Raw genomic sequence first — 19,610 nt, 5'->3', positions numbered from 1 at the left:
AAAGGCCGAAGCGGGAGAGGTCTGGGTCATGCAGGATGTAGCCGCGCTTGATCTCCATTTTCTCGAATGGAGCGCACCTGAATTTGCCGAAAATCCGTGGCCGGAGTTCGAAAGGGCCCGCGCGAAGCATCCTTGGCTTGCTCGGACAAGTGAGGGCTATGCAGTCTTCGATCTGCACGCCATTCGTGACCTGATGGTGCGCGACGATGCGCTGCGGCCCAGTTTCGACGGGATCGTGGAGATCATGGACTGCCGCGGCTCGCCGTGGGGCCGGTTCGCCGAAGAGCAGATGATTGCATTGCCCGACCGCGAGCACAAGTTCCTGCGCGATACGTTCGCGCGCAAGTTCACGCCCCGCTATGCGAACCAGCTCCGCCCGGTCATGCGCGAGACGATGGAGCGCCTGTTGGCTGAGTGGGCGCCTCGCGAGAAGATTGATTTCGAGGAATTCGCCTCCTACTACCCCATCGCGGTAACCGCGCAGATGGTGGGGGCGCCGCTTTCGGTCATACCGGGACTACGCACGTCCATGGAAACGATGGGCCTGGCCTTTTCCATGGACAAGTCGCGTGTGCCCGCGCTCGATGCGGCTTTCGAGCATCTCGATGCGTTCGCTCATGACCTCTTCGCCCAGCGGCGCGCGAAGCCACGAGAAGGGCAGGAACCCGACCTGCTGGACATGCTGATCGAGGCGGGAGCGGAGGGCGATGTCAGCGAGCGGCAACTGGCGGACCTCATCATCTTCCTGTTCGTAGCCGGCTACGACACGTCGAAGAACGTGCTGACCTACATGATGCACCTCATGGTGGACAATCCCGCGATCTACGAGCGCTGTGCCGAGGACCTCGACTATTGCCGCCGCGTGGTCGAGGAGACGCTGCGGGTGTTCAATCCCAGTTCCGCGTTTCGTGTCACCACGAAGGACATCGAATACCGCGATGTGCGCATTCCGGCCGGGACTATCCTGTTCTTCAATCTGAACGTTGCCGGGCACGATCCGAACCTGTTCGCCGACCCTGATCGCTTTGACCCTGATCGTCCAATTGTCGCGGAAAACCGGCACGTTGCTTTCGGCATGGGCAAGCACATGTGCCTCGGACAATACATTGCCCGGGCCCAGTTGCAGGAGGGCATTCACCTGATCGCGCAGCACATGCGCCGTCCCCATGCCGATGGCATCCCCGGCTGGCGTCCGTTTCCCGGTGTCTGGGGAATCAAGGGGCTGCCGATCGAATTCACGCCCGCATAGGACAAGGACAGACCATGGCGACCATGATGGCCGAACCGGCGTCTTTGCGCTCCGGGGAAACCTGGCGCGAGCGCATCCGCGCGCTCGGACCGCAGATCGATGCGGCCGCGACGGCGCATGAGACGGCGAACGAACTTGATCCCGCGATTGTGCGGCTGATGGACGAGGCGGGCGTCTTCGCGATGATGGCGCCGCGCGAGGTGGGTGGGGCGGAAGCGCATCCGTCCGACATCATCGATGTGATTGCAGAGTTTTCCTACTGGGACGGTTCAGCGGGGTGGTATGCCCATGCGGTCATGACAGGCGGAGCGGTCGCGGGCGCCTATCTCGGTGACAGGGCGGTGGCGGCGATCTTTCCCGAAGGGCGACGCTACGTTCACGCCGCGGGGCAGGCTGCACCGACTGGCAAGGCCGTGCGCGAAGGCGAGGGCTATCGCATCTCCGGCCGCTATTCCTTCGGCTCGGGAAGCCCCCATGCGCAGTTTCTCGTGGGCGGATACGTCCTGCACGAAGACGGCAAGCCGGTGATGAACGCGGCAGGCTTGCCGGTCATGCTGATCGGCCTTGCGCCGCGCAATACGGTGACGTTCCTCGGGAATTGGGATGTGATGGGACTGCGCGGCACCGGTTCCTACGATTTCGCCGTGAACGACCAAGTGTTGCACGCCGACTTCTTCCACAATACCAGCGCGCCGGTCCAGCGGCGCGGCGGGCCACTCTACCGCATGGGTTTCATGGCCCTGCCATGCCTGTCGCACGGTGCCTTCGCCATCGGCGCCACGCGGCGTGTGCTGGAGGAATGGATGGCCTATGCTGCGAGCCGCCGTCGCCCTGACGGCACGACGATGAGCGAGACCATGACGTTCCAGCGCGACATCGCGATTGCCGAAGCCGACGCACGTGCTGCCGAAGCCTATCTGCGCGTGACTTTCGACAAGCTCTATGACGCGGCATGTGCCGGGGATGTGCCAGAGGACCTGCGCCTCGACGGCCGCCTTTCGGCAAGCCATATCTACGTTGTAGCCATGCGCATCGCCCAGACTGCCTATGCCGCTTGCACCACTACGGTCCTGCGTAATGGCCACCCGTTGCAGCGGGCTTATCGTGACATTTGCGCGGGCAACGCGCATTTCCTTACGGCTGAGCAATCGCTCATCGATTCCGGGCGGGTGATCGCAGGCGTGGAAGGGGCGGCGCTGGTCTTCTAACTATCAGAGCACGATGCGGTCCTGCAGAGTCTGTTTATACCGCAGTCTTGTGAGGTGCACGGATGCAATGCGCCAGCCTGCACCGGTGCGCCGGTAGGTTTCGTGATAATGGCCATAACCGTGGATGAGCGTTCGGCCGTAATCGACGATGTCCTCCATCGCCCAGATGCCACGTGCCTCGTCGCTGCTGAGGATTTCGATTTCACAGGTGTGGCCATGGTGGACGGTCTGCGCGGTGACATCCGGAGACGATACGTGTTCGCCGATTGCGCGCTGCCCTTCGAGCCGCACAGAAGGCGTCTGCTGGCCTTGCACCGGAACGGCGAGATCAAACTCAAGCGTGGCATCTTCCGTGAACAGGCTCAGGAATGCGTTCCAGTCCTTGGTGTCGAACGTCCGAAAGTAGCGGGCCTTGAGCGTACGGATCTCGTCTCGTGCCAGCAATTCCTCGATCGGGGTCACGGGGTCAGATCAGTTCTGCTGAGAAGGGCGCCAATTCGGCTTTCGGTGAGAGCATGACCACGGGAATTACGCGTCCCTCCGATGCCTTCTGGTAATCGCCATAGGGAGGGTAAAGGTGCGCCATGTATGCCCATACCGCATCACGCTCTTCGCCGACGGGTTCACGCCACTGCACCTCGAATGCCTGGGTGGCGACCTGCATTCCTGCTGATGGCTGTGCCGTGAGATTGAGGTACCACGCGGGATGTTCCGGCGCGCCGCCCTTGCTGGCGATAACGACCCATTCGTCGCCATAGATTCCGTAAATCAAGGGGGTGACGAATATACGTCCAGATTTGCGTCCGATCGTTTTCAGCAGCAGCGAGGGGAGAAGCCCACGGGCGCCGGCATGTTTGAAGTCCAAAATGTGCCCCATGGCACCGCCAGACTGAAGATAGAGCGAGCGGTGCTCGTTCACGAAATCCTGTGTTCGGGCCAGCAACTGTTCAGTGCCTTCAAATGTCATGGAGCCTGTCCTTCTGCTTCACGATCGAAGGTCTGCCGGCGCCCGTTTGGGGTCAATCGCCCAAGGCGTGACGGCTCAAGTCCTGAGCGGCAATACGCGCTTCGATGATGCGTTTCCCCGCCGGTGCCTCCTGCCTCGATCATCACCAAAGCAGATCGGATCGTGGTGCCCGGACGGTGTTCTGAAGACTTCGCCTCTGCTAGGCCTTCCGTAGAGGGTAAACGATGCGAATCATGGTCTTCGGCGCAGGGGGCTTCATTGGCCGCCATGTGCTGTCGGAACTGTCCGCTGCGGGGTATGACGTTGTGGCCGTGGTTCGCCGTGCCCGAGAGGTCGAGCGCGCATTTCCCTCGATCACTGTCGCCGAGATGGACCTTGCAAGCGCGACAGATGCGAACCGCTGGCGGCCGCTTCTGCAAGGCATCGACGTGGTCGTCAATGCTGCAGGCTTGCTGCGGGGGCGGGATCTGCATGCGGTGCATGTAGCGATGCCACAGGCGCTCCATGCTGCGGCAGGTGAAGCGGGTGTGCGGCGTGTCGTTCTGGTGTCGGCGATCAGTGCCCGGCCGGACGTGGCCACCGACTACTCCCTGACCAAGCTCGAAGGCGAACAGGTGCTTCGTGGTTCGGGTATCGATTGGACGATCCTGCGGCCCTCGCTGGTCTATGGCGACGGGAGCTATGGGGGCACGTCACTGATGCGCGGGATGGCTGGTCTGCCGCTCTTCGTTCCCTTGCCGGGAAAGGGGGATTTCTTCTTCACGCCCATTCACGTGCGGGACCTCGCCCGATCCATCCGCATTGTCTGCGAAGATACCGCTTTTACCGGGCAGACACTGGAGCCGGTCGGCCCGGAAACCCTGGACTTGCGGCAGTTGCTGGAACGCTACCGGAGCTGGCTGGGTTTCGGCACGGCGCGCTTGCTGACGGTTCCGATGCCTGTCATGCGGATGTTGGGGCGGCTTGGAGATTTCGCTGGCGACGGACCAATTGCGACCAACAGCCTTGTCCAGATGATTGCTGGAAACGCGGGCAACAGCGAGGCTTTTGCAGATGCCATCGGCTTCGAGCCGGTAAGTCTGGAACAGGCGCTGCGTGATCGCCCGGCGCAAGTGCAGGACCGCTGGCATGCCCGGCTGTTCTTTCTTGCACCTGCGTTGAGGGCCATGCTCGTTTTCCTTTGGCTGGCATCGGCATGGCTCGGGCTTGTGCATGGAGCCGAGCAGACGGCCCGGTTTACCGCCGAACTGGGCTTGCCTGATGCGCTGGTTGCACCCTTGCGGATTAGCAGCAGCCTGCTCGACATCGGTATTGCTGCAATGGTGCTCTTCGACCGGCGGGCGCGATGGGCGACGCCCGTTCAGCTTGCCGCTGTGCTGGGATATACGCTGGTCATCGGCATCGCCTTGCCTGCCTTGTGGCTGGATCCACTGGGGCCGTTGCTCAAGAACCTGCCAATTCTGCTGCTGATAGCGGTGCATGGTGCGATCGCGGACAAGCGATGATGGAACTCTATTTCGTCATCAAATGGATCCACGTGCTGAGCAGCACGATCCTGTTCGGGTTCGGAGCGGGGACGGCATGGTACTTCTGGAACGCGCACCTTACGCGGGATCCCGCCACGATCGCCAGCGTGGGGCGCATGGTCGTGCTCGCCGACTGGATATTCACCGGCACGAGCGGGGTTGTCCAGCCTGTCAGCGGGCTGTGGCTGGTGTATATCGTGGGCTACTCGCTGACCGAATCCTGGTTGGTCGCGACTTATGTGCTCTACTTGCTGGCATTCGCTTGCTGGGCACCGGTCGTACGCCTGCAGATCAAGGCCCAGCGGTTGGCGCAGGCGGCCCGGGACAGCGGCACGCCGCTTGGGGCCGAGTACTACCGTACCATGTTGTGGTGGGTCGGCCTCGGCTGGCCCGCATTCCTTGGCTTGCTCGGGGTCTTCTACCTGATGGTTGCCAAGCCGGCCCTGTGGTGATGCCGCCTTTCAGGGGACATCCCACACGATCGGCAGGTTGCGGATAGACAGCAGCCCGGGGAACACACTGGTATCGGCGCCGGGTTTGATCCGGAACTCGGGAATTTTCTGGAACCACTTTTCCAGCAGGATGCGCAATTCGCGCCGGGCGAGATGGCCGCCAAGGCAGGAATGGATGCCGCCCACCAGCGTGAAGTGCCGGTTGCCCGTCCGGGTCGGATCGAATTCGCGCGGGTTCTTGAAGCGTGCGGGATCGAAGTTGCCCGCGGGGTTGAGGCAGGAGAAGCTGTCGCCCTTCTTTACCTGAATGCCGTGCCACTCAAAGTCCTTGGTAGCGGTACGGGCTGACGAAAGAATCGGCTGGGTGCGCAGGAATTCCTCGACCGCGCCGTTAATCAGTTCCGGATGCTCTCGCAGCTGGCGTTGCAGTTCGGGCTGCAGCGCCATGCGGCGGTACATCTGCGCAATGGTTGCTGCGACAGTGTCGAGCCCGCCCAGCCACAGGAACCAGACCATGCCGATCTTCTCGTCCTCGGTGAAGCGGCGGCCCTGGATCGTGCCGTGGACGATCGAGCTGGTGAGGAACTCATCGGGGTTCACTTCCTTTTCGGCAATGAATCCGCGCAGGAACTTGAGTACGCTGGAGAGCGCCCACTGCATCTTCTCAAGGTTTCCTGAGTGCAGGATGTTCCATTCCCATTCGAGGAAATCGTCGAACATCTCCTTGGGAAAGCCCATCATGCCCATGAAGATGCGTACCGGGAATACACGGGCGAAATCCCAGGCCATGTCGACTTCGCCCTTGGGGGCAATTTCGCCAATCATTTCGTCGAGCACGTCGCGGATCACCGGCTCCATGACGCGGGTGATTGTCGCCGGGCCGAGGAACTGGGTGAGGAACAGGCGGTATTTGGAATGGTCCGGCGGATCAATCGCGAGGGGGATCGAAGGAAAGGTTTCACCGATCAGGCGCTGGAATTCCGCTGTCCCTTTGTTCGAGAAATGCTCGTTGTCGGTATAGACGCGGTTGATGTCCTCGTAGTGCGTGACGACCCAGTTGCCACGCTGGTTGCCGCTGATCGCGCCTAGGCCTTGTCGGCTGGGTGGATTGAACAGCAGGCGCGGGATATCAGGCCCGGACAGCCAGCCGCACGGTTCGTACGGGTCGACGAGGTCGTTGGGCACGCCTCCCATTGCAAAGGAAAGTTCGACTATGCGGTCCTTCGGGACATTGTCGGGGGCGTCGAAATCAACGCGGATATCGTCAAGCGTAGGCGTCTGTGTCATAGTCCTTCTCCCACCCGGTTCATGCCCAAGCGGCACGCAGCGGGCAACAAAGGCGATCTCGCAGCGGGGCCGTTCTGAGCCTCACGGGCCATTCATCGCGCCCGCGTTGGGCTATCCGATTGAATTCGGACGGACTGGTTGCGAAATGAGGCCCATTAACTTTTTCGGGAGAATCGCAATGGCCGATACTGACACCAAGGAGATGGCCGAATCCGCGCGCAAGTACTGGTCCGCTGAGGGCTATACGAAGGGTGGCGTCATCCGCGAGGTGGATTATGCCACGCAGTCCGGCGGTCTCGATCCCTCGCTCGAGGGTATCAAGATCGTTGATACCGACACCCACATCGTCGAACCGCCGACGCTGTTCACCGACCGTGCACCGGCCGGTTACAAGGACAAGATGCCCTATGTGAAGCGCGATGCCGACGGCGTCGACCGCTGGTACATCGGTGACCGCAACTGCGGCACGCTGGGCGGCAACGTGATCCGCAAGGACAACAACAAGCTGCTGGGCCGCCTGTCGTTCCCGACGCTGGAGGAAAGCCACGCGGGCGGTCACGAGATCGCCCCGCGTCTTGCCGCGATGGACGACATGGGCGTCCATGCGCAGATCTGCTTCCAGAACTCTGGCATCACCCAGGCGGGCATGCTGATGACGCTGGGCGACAAGGATCTCGCCCTGCAGATCATGAAGACCTACAACGACTTCAATGCAGACTGGCAGAACGAGTCCGGTCAGCGCCTGTTCCCGATGGCGCATCTGCCGTTCTGGGACAAGGCGGAGCTTGAGAAGGAAGCCCGCCGTTGCATCGACATGGGGCTGCGCGGCTTCGTGCTGCCCGACACCCCCGAGCGCGTAGGCGTGCCGAGCTTCCATCATGATTACTGGACGCCGTTCCTCGAGATGATCGATGCCGAAGGCATCCCGCTCAACTTCCACCTCAACGCCGCGATCGATCCGAACACGCTGACCTGGGAAGGCTTCAAGTTCGAGCAAATCCTGTCGGTGGTTGCGACGATGTTCTCGATCGGCAATGCCGCCACGCTCGGCAACTGGATGGTCTCGGGCCGTCTGGACCAGCACCCGAACCTCAAGATCGGCCTGATCGAGAGCGGCATGGGCTGGATTCCCTTCGCCGTCGAGGCGCTGGAGCACCAGTTCCAGGAAATGCTGCCGTCGATGCGCGGTGTCCTCAAGAAGCAGCCGTGGGACTACTTCCGCGACCACTTTATGTGCACCTTCTGGTTCGAGAAGGTCGGCCCCAAGCAGCTGCTGGAAACCATCGGCGTCGACAACGTGATGTTCGAAACCGACTTCCCGCACCCGACTTCGCTCTATCCGGGCGTGCAGGAGCACATCAGGAACGTGCTCGGGGGCTACTCGTACGAAGTGAAGAAGAAGGTCCTGCAGGACAACGCGGCGCGCTTCTACAAGCTGCCGATCTGATCTGCAGCCGCGCAAGTGGCCGGTTGAAGAAGACCCGGGAAGCCGCAAGGTTCCCCGGGTTTTTCATTGCCGTCGTGGATTGCTGTGCTGCGCGGGTTAACATGTAATGAAACTAAGCTAACATTCCCATCACATGCTCTGCCCTGGGTCGCGGACGGAGCGTGAAGGGACGCACAATGTTGGAAGGCTTTTTCAAAGGCTTGAACGGCTTTAGCCGCAGGCCTGTTCCCGACGAATCGGCTGCGGAAGGTCTGGCGATTCTGTTGCATGGGAGCGAAACATACGCTCTGGAGCTCGCCGGCACTGCGCGTAGGCAGGCCGGCATCCGCTCGATTTTCCGGGAGAAGGCGCGTTCAGGACGCCGCCATTCGTGTATTGCCGTGCTGTCACGAGATTGTGACGCGCCTCCCGGCCGCGTCAGCGTCGAGGTTTATGTGGACGGCATTCTGGTCGGCCACTTTCCGCGGTATCTCTCAAGCCTCTATTGCGAGTGGCTGGATTCCTGGAATCTCGGGAGGGCCAGAGTGCATTGCCGGGCGGTTATTCAGAGCGAGTGGTTCAGTGCCGAACCGGGCGCAGGCGAGTGCCGCGTCAAGCTGGACCTCGAAATTCCCTTCAAGATGACGACGATCGCAGCCTGACCTGTTCTGGCCGCGCCTACCGGCAGAAATCGGCGCCGTCAGCTTCGACGTGGAAATGGTTGGCATGGGCCGAGTTGTAGTCGGGCCCCAGCGTCGTGCCGAACCGCTTGCAGGCGCTGGCGTGAACAACGCGCAGGAAACGCTGTTCGGCGAGCGTGCCGCCGTTCCAGTCATCCAGCACGGAGATACGCCGTCCGTCAGCCAGCACGAAGGCGGATACGTCGATGGCGTTGGCGGTGGCATGGCCTGAGCGTCGGCTGGTACCGGCCACATTGCGGCAGCTGTAGCTGCCGAATGTTTCGATTCGGGCGAGCCTGCTGCCCAGAATCTGTTCCGCTGCACGATCGACACCATAACGGGCCCATGCCGCGAACGTAGTGGCGACATTGCAGGTGACCGGACCGAGATTGGTCAGGTCCAGCGATGCCGTATCGCTCTGCAGGCTGGAAAGATGCACGGTCTCAATCGTTGAACAACCCGCGCCGAAGTACCGGTCGGGCAACGGCGTGAACGAGGCATGCTGTGCGCCCAGTTCCGAGAGGCATTGCCGGAATTCGGGTTCCGGGCTGAACGTCGTCGTTGATTGACGCACCACCTGTTTGCGAGGGGCCTGTGCCTGCGGGACGTCCATGCAGGCGCTCAGGGCGGCCATCAGGGGCAGGATGAGCAGGTATCTGCGCATGAGCACCAGTGTCTCACCAGGTGGTTAACAAGACCTTTCTGCCGCTTGTCGTGCCAATCTGAATGGGTCAGGCGGCCACCACGTCCTGTGAACTGTGGCCGGCTGGTTCACCGCAAACCGATTGACAAAAAACGGGCGGCCACTAGATGCGGCTTCGGGCCACGCGGTCCCAACGCCGCGCGTGCTCTCTGTAAGGAGAGTCTTAAATGACTGATATCACGGTACCGGCGCGCAAGCCTGCGCGTCCGCATTTCTCTTCCGGTCCCTGCGCCAAGCCGCCCGGATACGCCCCCGAAAAACTCGCCACCGAATCGCTCGGCCGCTCGCACCGCGCCAAGATCGGCAAGTCGCGTCTCGCGTACTGCATCGACCTTATGCGTGAAGTGCTGAAGCTGCCCGATACGCACCGCATCGGCATCGTGCCCGGTTCGGACACCGGTGCCTTCGAGATGGCCATGTGGACCATGCTCGGCGCCCGCGACGTGACGACGCTGGCATGGGAAAGCTTCGGTGAGGGCTGGGTCACCGATGCCGTAAAGCAGCTCAAGCTCGAACCCACGGTGATGCGCGCCGATTACGGCCAGCTCCCGGATCTCGACAAGATCGACTGGTCGAACGACGTCCTGTTCACCTGGAACGGCACCACCTCTGGTGTGCGCGTGCCCGACGGCGAATGGATTCCCGACGACCGCGAAGGCCTGTCCTTCGCTGACTCGACCAGTGCCGTGTTCGCCTACGACATTCCGTGGGACAAGATCGACGTCGCCACTTTCTCCTGGCAGAAGGTGCTGGGCGGCGAGGGTGGCCATGGCGTGCTGATCCTCGGCCCCCGCGCGGTAGAGCGCCTTGAAACCTACACCCCGTCCTGGCCGCTGCCGAAGGTCTTCCGTCTGGTTTCCAAGGGCAAACTGGCCGAGGGCGTGTTCAAGGGCGAGACCATCAACACTCCCTCGATGCTGGCTGTCGAAGACGCGATCTTCGCGCTCGAATGGGCGCGTTCGCTGGGCGGTCTCGAAGGCCTCATGGCGCGTTCCAACGCCAATGCCCACGCGCTCGACAAGATCGTCGCCGAGCGCGACTGGCTCAGCCACCTTGCGGTTGACAGCGGCATCCGCTCGAAGACTTCGGTCTGCCTCTCGGTCGAAGGGGCCGACGCGGACTTCATCAAGAAGTTCGCCGCCGTCCTCGAAAAGGAAGATGCCGCTTACGACATCGCCGGCTACCGCGATGCTCCTCCGGGGCTGCGCATCTGGTGCGGCGCGACCGTGGACACTGCGGATATCGAGGCGCTCGGGCCCTGGCTCGACTACGCCTACGCCGTGACCAAGGCTGCCGCCTGATATTCAACGCCGTCCCGGCCAAGGCCGGGACCGCTCTCCTTCGCATGCCGCGGTTGCGGCCCACGTTCCCGGTTTTTGCCGGGGTGACGATAGGATTTGAAACATGACCACCAAGCCCAAAGTCCTCATTTCGGACAAGATGGACCCCAATGCCGCCCGCATCTTCGAAGCGCGTGGCTGCGACGTCGACGTGATCACCGGCGAGACGCCGGAACAGCTCATCGCCCGCATCGGCGAATACGATGGTCTGGCCATCCGTTCCTCGACCAAGGTGACCAAGGAAATTCTCGCTGCGGCGAAGAACCTCAAGGTCATCGGCCGCGCCGGTATCGGCGTGGACAACGTCGATATCCCGGCCGCGTCGGCGCAGGGCGTCGTCGTGATGAACACGCCTTTCGGCAACTCGATCACCACCGCCGAGCATGCCATCGCCATGATCTTCGCGCTGGCCCGCCAGATCCCCGAAGCCAACGCGCAGACCCAGCAGGGCCTGTGGCCGAAGAACGGCTTCATGGGCGTTGAAGTCACCGGCAAGACGCTCGGCCTGATCGGCGCGGGCAATATCGGTTCGATCGTTGCCAGCCGCGCGCTGGGACTCAAGATGAAGGTCGTCGCCTTCGACCCGTTCCTGACGCCCGAGCGCGCTGTGGAAATGGGCGTGGAGAAGGTCGAACTCGACCAGCTTCTCGAGCGTGCCGATTTCATCACGCTGCACACGCCGCTTACCGACCAGACCCGCAACATCCTCAGCCGCGAGAACCTCGCCAAGACCAAGCAGGGCGTGCGTATCATCAACTGCGCGCGTGGCGGTCTCGTCGATGAAGCCGCGCTCAAAGATATGCTGGACTCCGGCCATGTCGCCGGCGCTGCACTCGACGTGTTCCAGACCGAACCGGCCAAGGAATCGCCGCTGTTCGGCACCAAGAACTTCATCTGCACGCCGCACCTGGGCGCTTCGACTACCGAGGCACAGGTCAACGTCGCGCTGCAGGTGGCCGAGCAGCTTGCCGACTATCTCGTGAACGGCGGCGTCACCAACGCGCTCAACATGCCTTCGCTCTCTGCCGAGGAAGCGCCGAAGCTCAAGCCCTACATGAAGCTGGCGGAAATGCTGGGTTCGATGGTGGGCCAGCTGACCCGCGATTCGATCCCGCGGATCTCGATCCATACCGAAGGCGCTGCGGCCGAACTCAACATGAAGCCGATGGTGGCTGCCGTCCTCGCCGGGTTCATGCGGGTCCAGTCGGACACGGTGAACATGGTCAACGCACCGTACCTCGCCAAGGAGCGCGGCCTCGAGGTGCGCGAAGTGAAGACCGAGCGCGAGGGTGACTACCACACGCTGATCCGCGTTTCGGTGAAGACCGAAGCCGGTGAGCGTTCGGTTGCGGGCACCCTTTTCAACAACTCGGAACCGCGCCTGGTGGAGATGTTCGGCATCAAGGTGGAGGCGGAGCTCGCCGGCCACATGATGTACATCGTCAACGAGGACGCTCCGGGCTTCATTGGCCGCATCGGCACCCTGCTGGGCGAGAATGGTATCAACATCGGCACCTTCAACCTCGGTCGCCGTGAAGCGGGCGGCGAGGCGGTGCTGCTGCTGTCGGTCGATACTGAAGTGCCCGAAACCGTGCTGAAAGCCGCCTGCGCGCTGCCGGGCGTGAAGATGGTCAAGGCGCTCAAGTTCGCCTGATCCGCCGGTAATCAAACTTCCAACGGAAAGGGCCGGTGCCATGAGGCACCGGCCCTTTTCGTATGCAGAGCGGGTCGAAGGGGGCAGCACCCGGGCCGCCGCCCCTCTTTCCCGATCGCTTCAGGCGGCTTTCCTGCCCGCCATGGCGTGGACGTCGCCTGCGCCGAGCATTTGCCCGCCGATGGCCCAGTCGCCCTGTTCGACTTCCATGATCCGGACCCAGGTCACACCCCGCAGGGCTTCGCCCTCGACCGAGACCATGGCCTCGGTCACCTTGCTGATCAGTTCCTGCTTCTGATCCGGCGTGAACACGTCCTTGATGACATCGATAGTTACGAGCGGCATTTCCAATCTCCTCAAAATCTGATTTCTATCGGTTGCTTCCGATAGTCAGGAAATACAGCGTCATGGCAGGCGATGCTTGACGTTGACGTGAAGATGTCTGACCTTTTCGTGAATATTCATGAAGAGGAGCCCCGATTGCCGGCATCCGGTTCCTTTACGTACCGCTTCGAAGGTTTCGAGCTGGACACGGCGCGGTTTGAACTGCGCGCGGCGGGAACGCGCGTCCCGGTCGAGCCGCAAGTGCTCTCGCTGCTGATCCTTCTGGTGCAGAACCTCGACCGGCTCGTGAGCAAGGACGAGCTTGTCGAAAAGATCTGGGACGGCCGGATTGTTTCGGAATCCGCCGTTGCCGCACGCATCAAGGCGGCGCGAAAGGCGCTTGGCGACGATGGCAGCCAGCAGCGCCTCATCCGGACCATCCATGGCAAAGGCTTTCGTTTTGTGGGGCTGGCGGCCATCGAACGGCAGGAAGAGCAGGCAGTGCCGGGACTGATGGCCTCTGTCACCGAGCCGGAGCGCGCCGCCGCCGGCAGTGAGCGCCGCGATGGGCGCCCGACGCTGGCGGTGCTTCCCTTTCAGTTGCTGGGTGAGCCGGGGCCGCACGACATTATCGCCGATGCCCTGCCCGCCGATCTCATCATGGACCTGTCGCGGCTGCATTCGCTTTTCGTGATCGCCCGGGGGTCGAGCTTCCGGTTCCGCGGCGCCGATGCTGATCCCGTTAGCGTCGGCCGTGCCTTCGGTGTGCGCTATTGTGTCACTGGAACGATCGAGCGGGCGGGCCCGGATGTGACCGTCAGCGTGACGCTGGCCGACACATCCGATGGCAGCTTGGTCTGGGCAGAGCGCTACCGGGGCGAGATGCGCGGCCTGCAGCAGCTGAGGCCCGAGATCGCCTCGCACGTGATTACCAATCTTGCGGTGCTGATCCCGCAGAACGAAGCACGTCTGGCACGCGGAAGGCCGGCATCCGCACTGGACGCCTGGTCGTCCTTTCACCTTGGGCTCGATCACATGTACCGGTTCAACAAGGCTGACAACGCGCAGGCGGCAGGCCTGTTCGATCAGGCCCTGGCACTCGATCCCTATTTCTCGCTGGCGCTCGGCGGACGCTCGTTCACGCATTTCCAGAACGCGTTCCTGCTCTATGGCGGCGATCCCGAGGCAGAGGCAGAAAAGGCCCGGATGCTGGCGCAGCGCGCCGTAGAGGCTGACCGGCTCGATCCGTTTGCGCATTTCAATGTCGGCCGTTGCTGCTGGCTCGATGGCAATCTGCAGGATAGTCTCGACTGGTTCGACCGGGCGACCAGCCTTAGCCCCAATTACGCGCAAGGCGTGTACAACCGGGGACTGGTGGGCACGATCGCAGGCAGCGCCGAACGGGCGGACCGCGATCTGGCGCTTGCTCTCGATCTCAGTCCACTCGATCCGCTGGCCTATGCGATGGTGTCGGCGCGGGCGCTGACGCATGTGCAGTTCGGCGATTTCGAGAAGGCTGCCAGTTTCGGCGTGCGGGCGGCGAAGATGCCGGGTGCACACAAGCATATCGAACTGATCGCCGCCCTGACCTCGCATCTGGCCGGAAATGCGCCGGAAGCGGGAGCGTGGTTGGGGAAGGCGCGGAGCAAGGATCCGCAGCTCAGTGCCGCAATGTTCTTCAACTCGTTCCCCTATGCTCCCACTGCTGCGCGGGAAGTGGTGGAACGTGCATTGTACGAACTGGGCCTTTAGGGCGTCTGGCCATCCTGAAACGGGAATGCGAGCGTGGATCCGTTGATCCGGCGCGGTGTTGCGTCTTCAGACAATGGCTCGTTGTTCGCGCTATCGGACCATGTGCAGATCGTTACTGCCAAATCCAGCCGAAAATCCGGCGCAGCAGGCCCATGATCCAGCTTTCGGGTTCGTCCTCCGGCTGCAGTGACGCGCCGATCTGCGCGCGCAGCCGGTGGCCGTGTGCGGGAGGTTCGGTTGCGTGCAGCAGGGCGATGCTCGCAGCAGCTCCTGCTGCGCCTTGCTCGGGATCCAACGCATATCTGTGATAGTCATCGGGGCCGCTGGCTTCGTCGGCAGGGATATTTGCCTCGGCATCAGATGATTCTCCCGCACCCCCGACTGTTTCCGGGACTTGCGAGGCTTCGCCGCTGTTCATGGACATATCGGCTTCGGCCATACCGAAAGAGGCTTCGGGGAGGACCCGCCTGCACCGTGCCTTTACATCATCCGGCGTTTGTTCCGGTGCATTCACCACCGAAGCACTCAGACGACGCTCCGCCTCGGCGGGCGAAAGGTCCTGTTCGCCAGCGCTCGTCGAAGCAAAGTCTACCACGTTGGTTTCTCGCAACGGCTCGCCGGAACCGTAAAGATCCCCCGATGCATGCAACTGGACATCGCGGGCTGCTGCAGCGATTTCGGCCGCTTCGATCGCGACGACCGGCGCCTTCCCGGATTTGGGCGCGCCAATATTCAGCAGACTGCCAAAACCGGCCGATTCAGCGGAATCGTCGGCGGTTTCCTCCTCGTCGTCGTCAGGGAAGCCGCGCGGGGGCAAGTGCGCGGCCCGTTTAACGGCCTCGGGATCGTCTGGTTCGTCGTGCCTCATGACGCGGCATTCTGGCGCAGGCTTGATTGGGAGGAGGTTTCGAACAATGGTTACGGGGCTCGCAGGTATGGATGAGCACGACCGCGCGCCAACCCATTCGACATTCCTGCCTCAGCCCGCTAAGGGCGCGGCCATGATGCAGGATACCGATCGCGATCTTCTCCCCGAGGGGCTGGGGGACCGGCTGCCGCAGCAGGCGGCGGCGTCCCAGCGGGTGCGCCGCGCGGCGCTCGATGTCATGGCGGGCCATGGCTATGAGCGCGTCGAAACGCCGATGCTCGAATTCGAGAAGTCGCTGGCCAGCCGCATGGCGGGTGTGCAGGTGCGGCGTATGTTCCGCTTCGTCGATCCTGCGTCGCTGCGGATGCTGGCGCTGCGCTCGGACATCACCGCGCAGGTCGCGCGCATAGCCGCAACCGGACTGGCCGGTGCGCCGCGTCCACTGCGGCTGTGTTATTCGGGGCAGGTCGTCACGATCAAGGGCGACGGGCTCGATCCCACGCGTGAGCGGTTGCAGCTCGGCGCCGAGCTCATCGGGACGGACACCGTGGCTGCCGCCGCCGAACTGGTAGAGATCGCCATCGAAGCGCTGCGTGCAGCCGGGGCGACCGGTATTTCGGTCGACTTCACACTGCCCGATCTGGTCGATACGCTGTCCGCCGGTCCGCTGCCTCTGGGCGCGGCTAAGATCGATGCCGTGCGCCAGATGCTCGACGCGAAGGACGCGGGCGGGCTGGTCGATGCGGGCGGCGAGGCCTACCTGCCGCTGCTCTACGCCGTCGGGCCGTTTGAAACCGCGATCGAGCGGCTGGCCGCCTTCGATACCGGAAGCGTGCTAGCCAGCCGCATCGCCGGGCTGCGCGAGATCGCCGCACGCGTGGACGGTTCTGCCCGCCTGACGCTCGATCCTTCGGAGCGTCATGGTTTCGAATACCAGTCATGGTTCGGCTTCATGATCTATGCCGAGGGAATTTCCGGAGCGCTCGGGCGTGGCGGCACATATCAAATCCTGGGCAGTGCCGGGGACGAGGCGGGCGAACCCGCCGCCGGGTTCTCGCTCTATCCCGATCCGCTGATCGATGCGCTCGTGGCCGGGATGCCCGAGCGCAAGGCACTGTTCCTGCCGCTTGGCCATGACCGCGCCGTGGCTGCGCGTTTGCGGGCAATTGGCTGGGCGACCGTGGCTGCGCTCAGCAAGAGCGACGATGCGGTTGCACTTGGCTGCTCACACCGGCTCGAGCACGGCGAGGCCATTCCGCTCTGAAACGGCGGCTTTCCGCGCGCCTGTAAAACTGCCACTCTCTCCGCCCACGGGAGAGGGAGGGAAGACGATGCCGCAATTCGCAGCAGCCGAGGCGGGCATTCGCCAATTGCATGCGCGCTATGCCGATGCGGTGTGGCGCAAGGACCTGCAGTCGTTTGGAGATTGCTTCGCCGGGCAGGCTGAGTGGCGCATCGCGGGCATGGTGCTGGAGGGCAGGGCGTCAATCGTCGAGGCCTTCGCCGGCATCATCGCCACCGCCGGGCGCGTGTTCATGACCTTCCAGACACCGATCCTCTCGATCGAAGGAACCGCTCGCGCGTCGGGACGGACCATGGTCTCCGAGCAATGCCAGTGGCAGGACGGCCGCACCAATCTCACGCTTGGCCGCTACTTCGAGCACTTCGTCCACGAGGGAGACCGCTGGCGCTTCGGCTGGCGGCTCTATCAGGTGCTCTACACCGGCCCGCACGACCTTTCCGGCACGTATTTTGACGAGCCGGATTTCGGCCCGCCACCGGTCATGCCGCCTCGTGATACCGTGCCCGCCGCGACGCGCCGTCCGGCTTAGTGCACTGTTCGGGCCAGCCAGCCGTCGACGATGGTGGTGGCCGGATAGTCTGGATCGCCGAGATCGCGGTTGATTTCCATGTGGCCGCGCAGGCCCTTGCCCTCGAGGGCATGCCGCTCGACGCGGGTTCCGGCCTTGCGCAGGGCCGCTTCCAGTTCCTTTGCCTGCGCAATTCCGTCTGCACGCTGGACGTGGAGCAGCAGGAAGGATGGGGCGTTGGGCGAGGCGGCCTGTGCCGTGGGTGAGAGCGCAAGCTGGCGCGGGCTGCCCTCTCCGAAGGCCTGCAGGTAGGTCTTGCGCATGAACCGGCCGCTCTGGGCGATCTGTGCGGGTACGTCGTAGGCTGCGCCGTCAATGGGGACGACTCCCGCCAAATCCCGGTAGGAAAGTCCGGCCTTGCGCAGATAGCGTGGATCGGTGCCGACCAGCGCGACCAGATGTGCTCCCGCGCTATGCCCCATCAGCACTGTCTTGCCCGGCGCGATGCCGAGTTCGCGCGACCGTTTGAGCAGCGCGGCTAGGGCGTCTGCCACGTCCTGTGCCTGCTGCTCCACCGTGGCATCGGGAACGAGCCGGTAGTCGATCGAGGCGAAGGCATAGCCCTCACTGGTGAAGTGCGGTGCTTTCCAGCGGCCGGTGGCATTGTCCTTGTCGCCGCGCTTCCAGCCGCCGCCGTGGACGAACAGGATCAGCGGGGCGGGGCCGTGGACTTGCAGAGCGGGTGTGAAGTCGAGAGTCTGGAGCCTGTCGGGACCGTAGGCGATGGCCGTCTCTTGCGCTGCATTCGGCGCGGCGGCCAGCGGCGTGGTTGCGAGAGCGATCGCCAGCGCGGCTGCGAGGAGCTTCAACATGCGCAAGGTTCTCACTTCAAGGGCTAATCCGGTCGCGTACATGATCGGCCTATGGTTGCGCCCGGGCAATATCGAAGCTGTGACAAACCGTTTCAGTGCAATCATATTGCCACATATCGTCACCCGCGCCTTGCTCTCGGCGTCCGACTCCCCTAGGGCGCGCGGCGGACTTCAAATCAGCAGTGAAAGCGTCAAACGTTGGCCAACGTAACCGTGATCGGCGCCCAGTGGGGCGATGAGGGCAAGGGCAAGATCGTCGACTGGCTGGCAAGCCGCGCCGATGCCGTGGTGCGCTTCCAGGGCGGCCACAACGCCGGCCATACGCTCGTTGTCGGCGAGCAGGTCTACAAGCTCTCGCTGCTGCCTTCGGGCATCGTCACCGGCACGCTGTCGATCATCGGCAATGGCGTGGTTCTGGACCCCTGGGCGCTCAAGGCCGAGGTGGAGAAGCTGCGCGGGCAGGGCGTGGAAATCAACGCCGAGAACTTCGCGATCGCGGACAATTGCCCATTGATCCTGCCTGTTCACCGCGAGCTCGACGGGCTGCGCGAAGCCGCTGCCGGTGCCGGCAAGATCGGCACTACCGGGCGTGGCATTGGCCCGGCCTACGAAGACAAGGTCGGTCGCCGCGCGATTCGCGTGTGCGACCTTGCGCACCTCGATGCGCTTGAGCCGCAGCTGGACCGTCTCTGCGCCCACCACGACGCGCTGCGCGCCGGTTTCGGCCAGCCGCCGGTCGACCGCGAGGCACTGCTCAACGAACTGCGCGAGATCGCGCCCTTCGTGCTGCAGTTCGCGCAGGTCACATGGAAGCGGCTCAACAAGGTCAGGAAGGCAGGTGCCCGCATCCTGTTCGAAGGTGCGCAGGGCGTGCTGCTCGATGTCGACCACGGCACTTATCCCTTCGTGACCAGTTCGAACACCGTCTCGGGCACTGCAGCCAGCGGCTCGGGCCTTGGCCCTTCGGCGACCGGTTTCGTGCTCGGCATCGTCAAGGCCTACACCACCCGCGTCGGCTCGGGCCCGTTCCCGACCGAACTGGAGGACGAAACCGGTCAGCGCCTCGGCGAGCGTGGCCATGAGTTCGGCACTGTCACCGGCCGCAAGCGGCGCTGTGGCTGGTTTGATGCGGTGCTAACGCGCCAGTCCTGCGCGATCTCGGGCGTGACCGGCATCGCACTGACCAAGCTCGACGTGCTCGACGGCTTCGAGAAAGTGAAGATCTGCACCGGCTACCGCCTGAACGGAAAGGTGCTGGACTACTTTCCCAGCCACGCCGCCGATCAGGCCGCAGTCGAACCGATCTACGAGGAAATGGACGGCTGGCAGGGCACGACTGCCGGTGCCCGCTCGTGGGCCGATCTTCCGGCGCAGGCGATCAAGTATATCCAGCGCGTGCAGGAACTGATCGAAACCCCGGTTGCGCTGGTATCCACCAGCCCCGAGCGTGAGGACACTATCCTCGTGCGCGATCCCTTCGTGGACTGAGGC

At 63.2% G+C, this 19,610-nt stretch carries 20 protein-coding genes; 13 read left to right on the top strand and 7 right to left on the bottom strand.

The annotated features are described in order from the left end of the window. Positions 1-28 precede the first annotated feature (28 nt). Together MTR64_RS02035 and MTR64_RS02030 are read left to right on the top strand one after the other, a co-directional pair. Complete coding sequence (locus MTR64_RS02035) at positions 29-1,249, top strand: cytochrome P450 (RefSeq protein ID WP_243990207.1); 1,221 nt, start codon at positions 29-31, stop codon at positions 1,247-1,249. 14 nt (positions 1,250-1,263) lie between these two features. Further along, positions 1,264-2,457, top strand: coding sequence for an acyl-CoA dehydrogenase family protein (locus MTR64_RS02030; protein ID WP_243990206.1), 1,194 nt, complete (start codon positions 1,264-1,266; stop codon positions 2,455-2,457). A 3-nt stretch (positions 2,458-2,460) separates the two neighbouring features. Here the strand turns inward: MTR64_RS02030 and MTR64_RS02025 are convergent, their stop codons facing one another. Next, the gene (locus MTR64_RS02025) at positions 2,461-2,919 is read right to left on the bottom strand and encodes a nuclear transport factor 2 family protein (RefSeq protein ID WP_243990205.1); all 459 of its coding nucleotides are present in this window, start codon (positions 2,917-2,919) and stop codon (positions 2,461-2,463) included. A 4-nt stretch (positions 2,920-2,923) separates the two neighbouring features. Beyond that, a complete protein-coding gene (locus MTR64_RS02020) occupies positions 2,924-3,424 on the bottom strand; it encodes a nitroreductase/quinone reductase family protein (RefSeq protein ID WP_243990203.1) in 501 nt (166 codons plus the stop codon). A gap of 224 nt (positions 3,425-3,648) precedes the next feature. Here MTR64_RS02020 and MTR64_RS02015 point away from each other — a divergent pair, with 224 nt between their 5' ends. After that, positions 3,649-4,929, top strand: coding sequence for an SDR family oxidoreductase (locus MTR64_RS02015; protein WP_243990201.1), 1,281 nt, complete (start codon positions 3,649-3,651; stop codon positions 4,927-4,929). Next, positions 4,926-5,402: a DUF2269 family protein gene (locus MTR64_RS02010; RefSeq protein WP_243990200.1), complete on the top strand. Its 477-nt coding sequence runs from the start codon at positions 4,926-4,928 to the stop codon at positions 5,400-5,402. The genes MTR64_RS02015 and MTR64_RS02010 overlap by 4 nt, the downstream gene beginning before the upstream one ends. A gap of 9 nt (positions 5,403-5,411) precedes the next feature. Here the strand turns inward: MTR64_RS02010 and MTR64_RS02005 are convergent, their stop codons facing one another. Further along, on the bottom strand, positions 5,412-6,689 hold the full coding sequence (locus MTR64_RS02005; RefSeq protein WP_243990198.1) for a cytochrome P450: 1,278 nt from the start codon (positions 6,687-6,689) through the stop codon (positions 5,412-5,414). 178 nt (positions 6,690-6,867) lie between these two features. On the opposite strand from MTR64_RS02005, the gene MTR64_RS02000 reads away from it, so the two are divergent. Beyond that, complete coding sequence (locus tag MTR64_RS02000; RefSeq protein WP_243990196.1) at positions 6,868-8,136, top strand: amidohydrolase family protein; 1,269 nt, start codon at positions 6,868-6,870, stop codon at positions 8,134-8,136. Positions 8,137-8,312: 176 nt separating this feature from the next. Next, positions 8,313-8,777 (top strand): hypothetical protein, encoded by a 465-nt coding sequence (locus tag MTR64_RS01995; protein WP_243990195.1) that lies wholly within the window; start codon positions 8,313-8,315, stop codon positions 8,775-8,777. Between the two features lie 16 nt (positions 8,778-8,793). On the opposite strand, the gene MTR64_RS01990 is transcribed toward MTR64_RS01995, so the two are convergent. After that, complete coding sequence (locus tag MTR64_RS01990; RefSeq protein ID WP_243990266.1) at positions 8,794-9,459, bottom strand: extensin family protein; 666 nt, start codon at positions 9,457-9,459, stop codon at positions 8,794-8,796. Between the two features lie 206 nt (positions 9,460-9,665). Between MTR64_RS01990 and MTR64_RS01985 the strand changes: the two genes are divergently transcribed. Continuing rightward, the gene (locus MTR64_RS01985; RefSeq protein ID WP_243990192.1) at positions 9,666-10,799 is read left to right on the top strand and encodes a phosphoserine transaminase; all 1,134 of its coding nucleotides are present in this window, start codon (positions 9,666-9,668) and stop codon (positions 10,797-10,799) included. Between the two features lie 103 nt (positions 10,800-10,902). Then, positions 10,903-12,492, top strand: a complete 1,590-nt coding sequence (serA, locus tag MTR64_RS01980; RefSeq protein ID WP_243990189.1) for a phosphoglycerate dehydrogenase — start codon at positions 10,903-10,905, stop codon at positions 12,490-12,492. A gap of 120 nt (positions 12,493-12,612) precedes the next feature. Here the strand turns inward: serA and MTR64_RS01975 are convergent, their stop codons facing one another. Beyond that, entirely contained in the window at positions 12,613-12,837 is a 225-nt protein-coding gene (locus tag MTR64_RS01975; RefSeq protein WP_243990187.1) for a tautomerase family protein, read from the bottom strand. 93 nt (positions 12,838-12,930) lie between these two features. Here MTR64_RS01975 and MTR64_RS01970 point away from each other — a divergent pair, with 93 nt between their 5' ends. Further along, positions 12,931-14,568 carry a winged helix-turn-helix domain-containing tetratricopeptide repeat protein gene (locus MTR64_RS01970; RefSeq protein WP_243990185.1) on the top strand — a complete coding sequence of 546 codons (1,638 nt, stop codon included), beginning with the start codon at positions 12,931-12,933 and terminating at the stop codon, positions 14,566-14,568. Between the two features lie 112 nt (positions 14,569-14,680). Here MTR64_RS01970 and MTR64_RS01965 read toward each other — a convergent pair whose 3' ends face one another. Then, positions 14,681-15,436, bottom strand: a complete 756-nt coding sequence (locus MTR64_RS01965) for a hypothetical protein (protein ID WP_243990183.1) — start codon at positions 15,434-15,436, stop codon at positions 14,681-14,683. A gap of 136 nt (positions 15,437-15,572) precedes the next feature. On the opposite strand from MTR64_RS01965, the gene MTR64_RS01960 reads away from it, so the two are divergent. After that, entirely contained in the window at positions 15,573-16,700 is a 1,128-nt protein-coding gene (locus tag MTR64_RS01960; protein WP_243990265.1) for an ATP phosphoribosyltransferase regulatory subunit, read from the top strand. A gap of 67 nt (positions 16,701-16,767) precedes the next feature. Beyond that, a complete protein-coding gene (locus tag MTR64_RS01955) occupies positions 16,768-17,268 on the top strand; it encodes a nuclear transport factor 2 family protein (RefSeq protein WP_243990181.1) in 501 nt (166 codons plus the stop codon). On the opposite strand, the gene MTR64_RS01950 is transcribed toward MTR64_RS01955, so the two are convergent. After that, positions 17,265-18,119 (bottom strand): alpha/beta hydrolase, encoded by an 855-nt coding sequence (locus tag MTR64_RS01950; RefSeq protein ID WP_243990179.1) that lies wholly within the window; start codon positions 18,117-18,119, stop codon positions 17,265-17,267. The genes MTR64_RS01955 and MTR64_RS01950 overlap by 4 nt on opposite strands. On the opposite strand from MTR64_RS01950, the gene MTR64_RS01945 reads away from it, so the two are divergent. Both MTR64_RS01945 and MTR64_RS01940 read left to right on the top strand, forming a co-directional pair. Next, positions 18,118-18,330 carry a hypothetical protein gene (locus tag MTR64_RS01945; RefSeq protein ID WP_243990177.1) on the top strand — a complete coding sequence of 71 codons (213 nt, stop codon included), beginning with the start codon at positions 18,118-18,120 and terminating at the stop codon, positions 18,328-18,330. The genes MTR64_RS01950 and MTR64_RS01945 overlap by 2 nt on opposite strands. Then, positions 18,318-19,607: an adenylosuccinate synthase gene (locus MTR64_RS01940; protein ID WP_243990175.1), complete on the top strand. Its 1,290-nt coding sequence runs from the start codon at positions 18,318-18,320 to the stop codon at positions 19,605-19,607. The genes MTR64_RS01945 and MTR64_RS01940 overlap by 13 nt, the downstream gene beginning before the upstream one ends. The last annotated feature ends 3 nt before the right edge of the window (positions 19,608-19,610 follow it).

This window comes from Novosphingobium album (ex Hu et al. 2023) (assembly GCF_022832385.1).
In the GTDB taxonomy this organism is placed as follows: Bacteria; Pseudomonadota; Alphaproteobacteria; order Sphingomonadales; family Sphingomonadaceae; genus Novosphingobium; species Novosphingobium album.
This window is presented reverse-complemented; position numbering and strand designations above follow the sequence as displayed.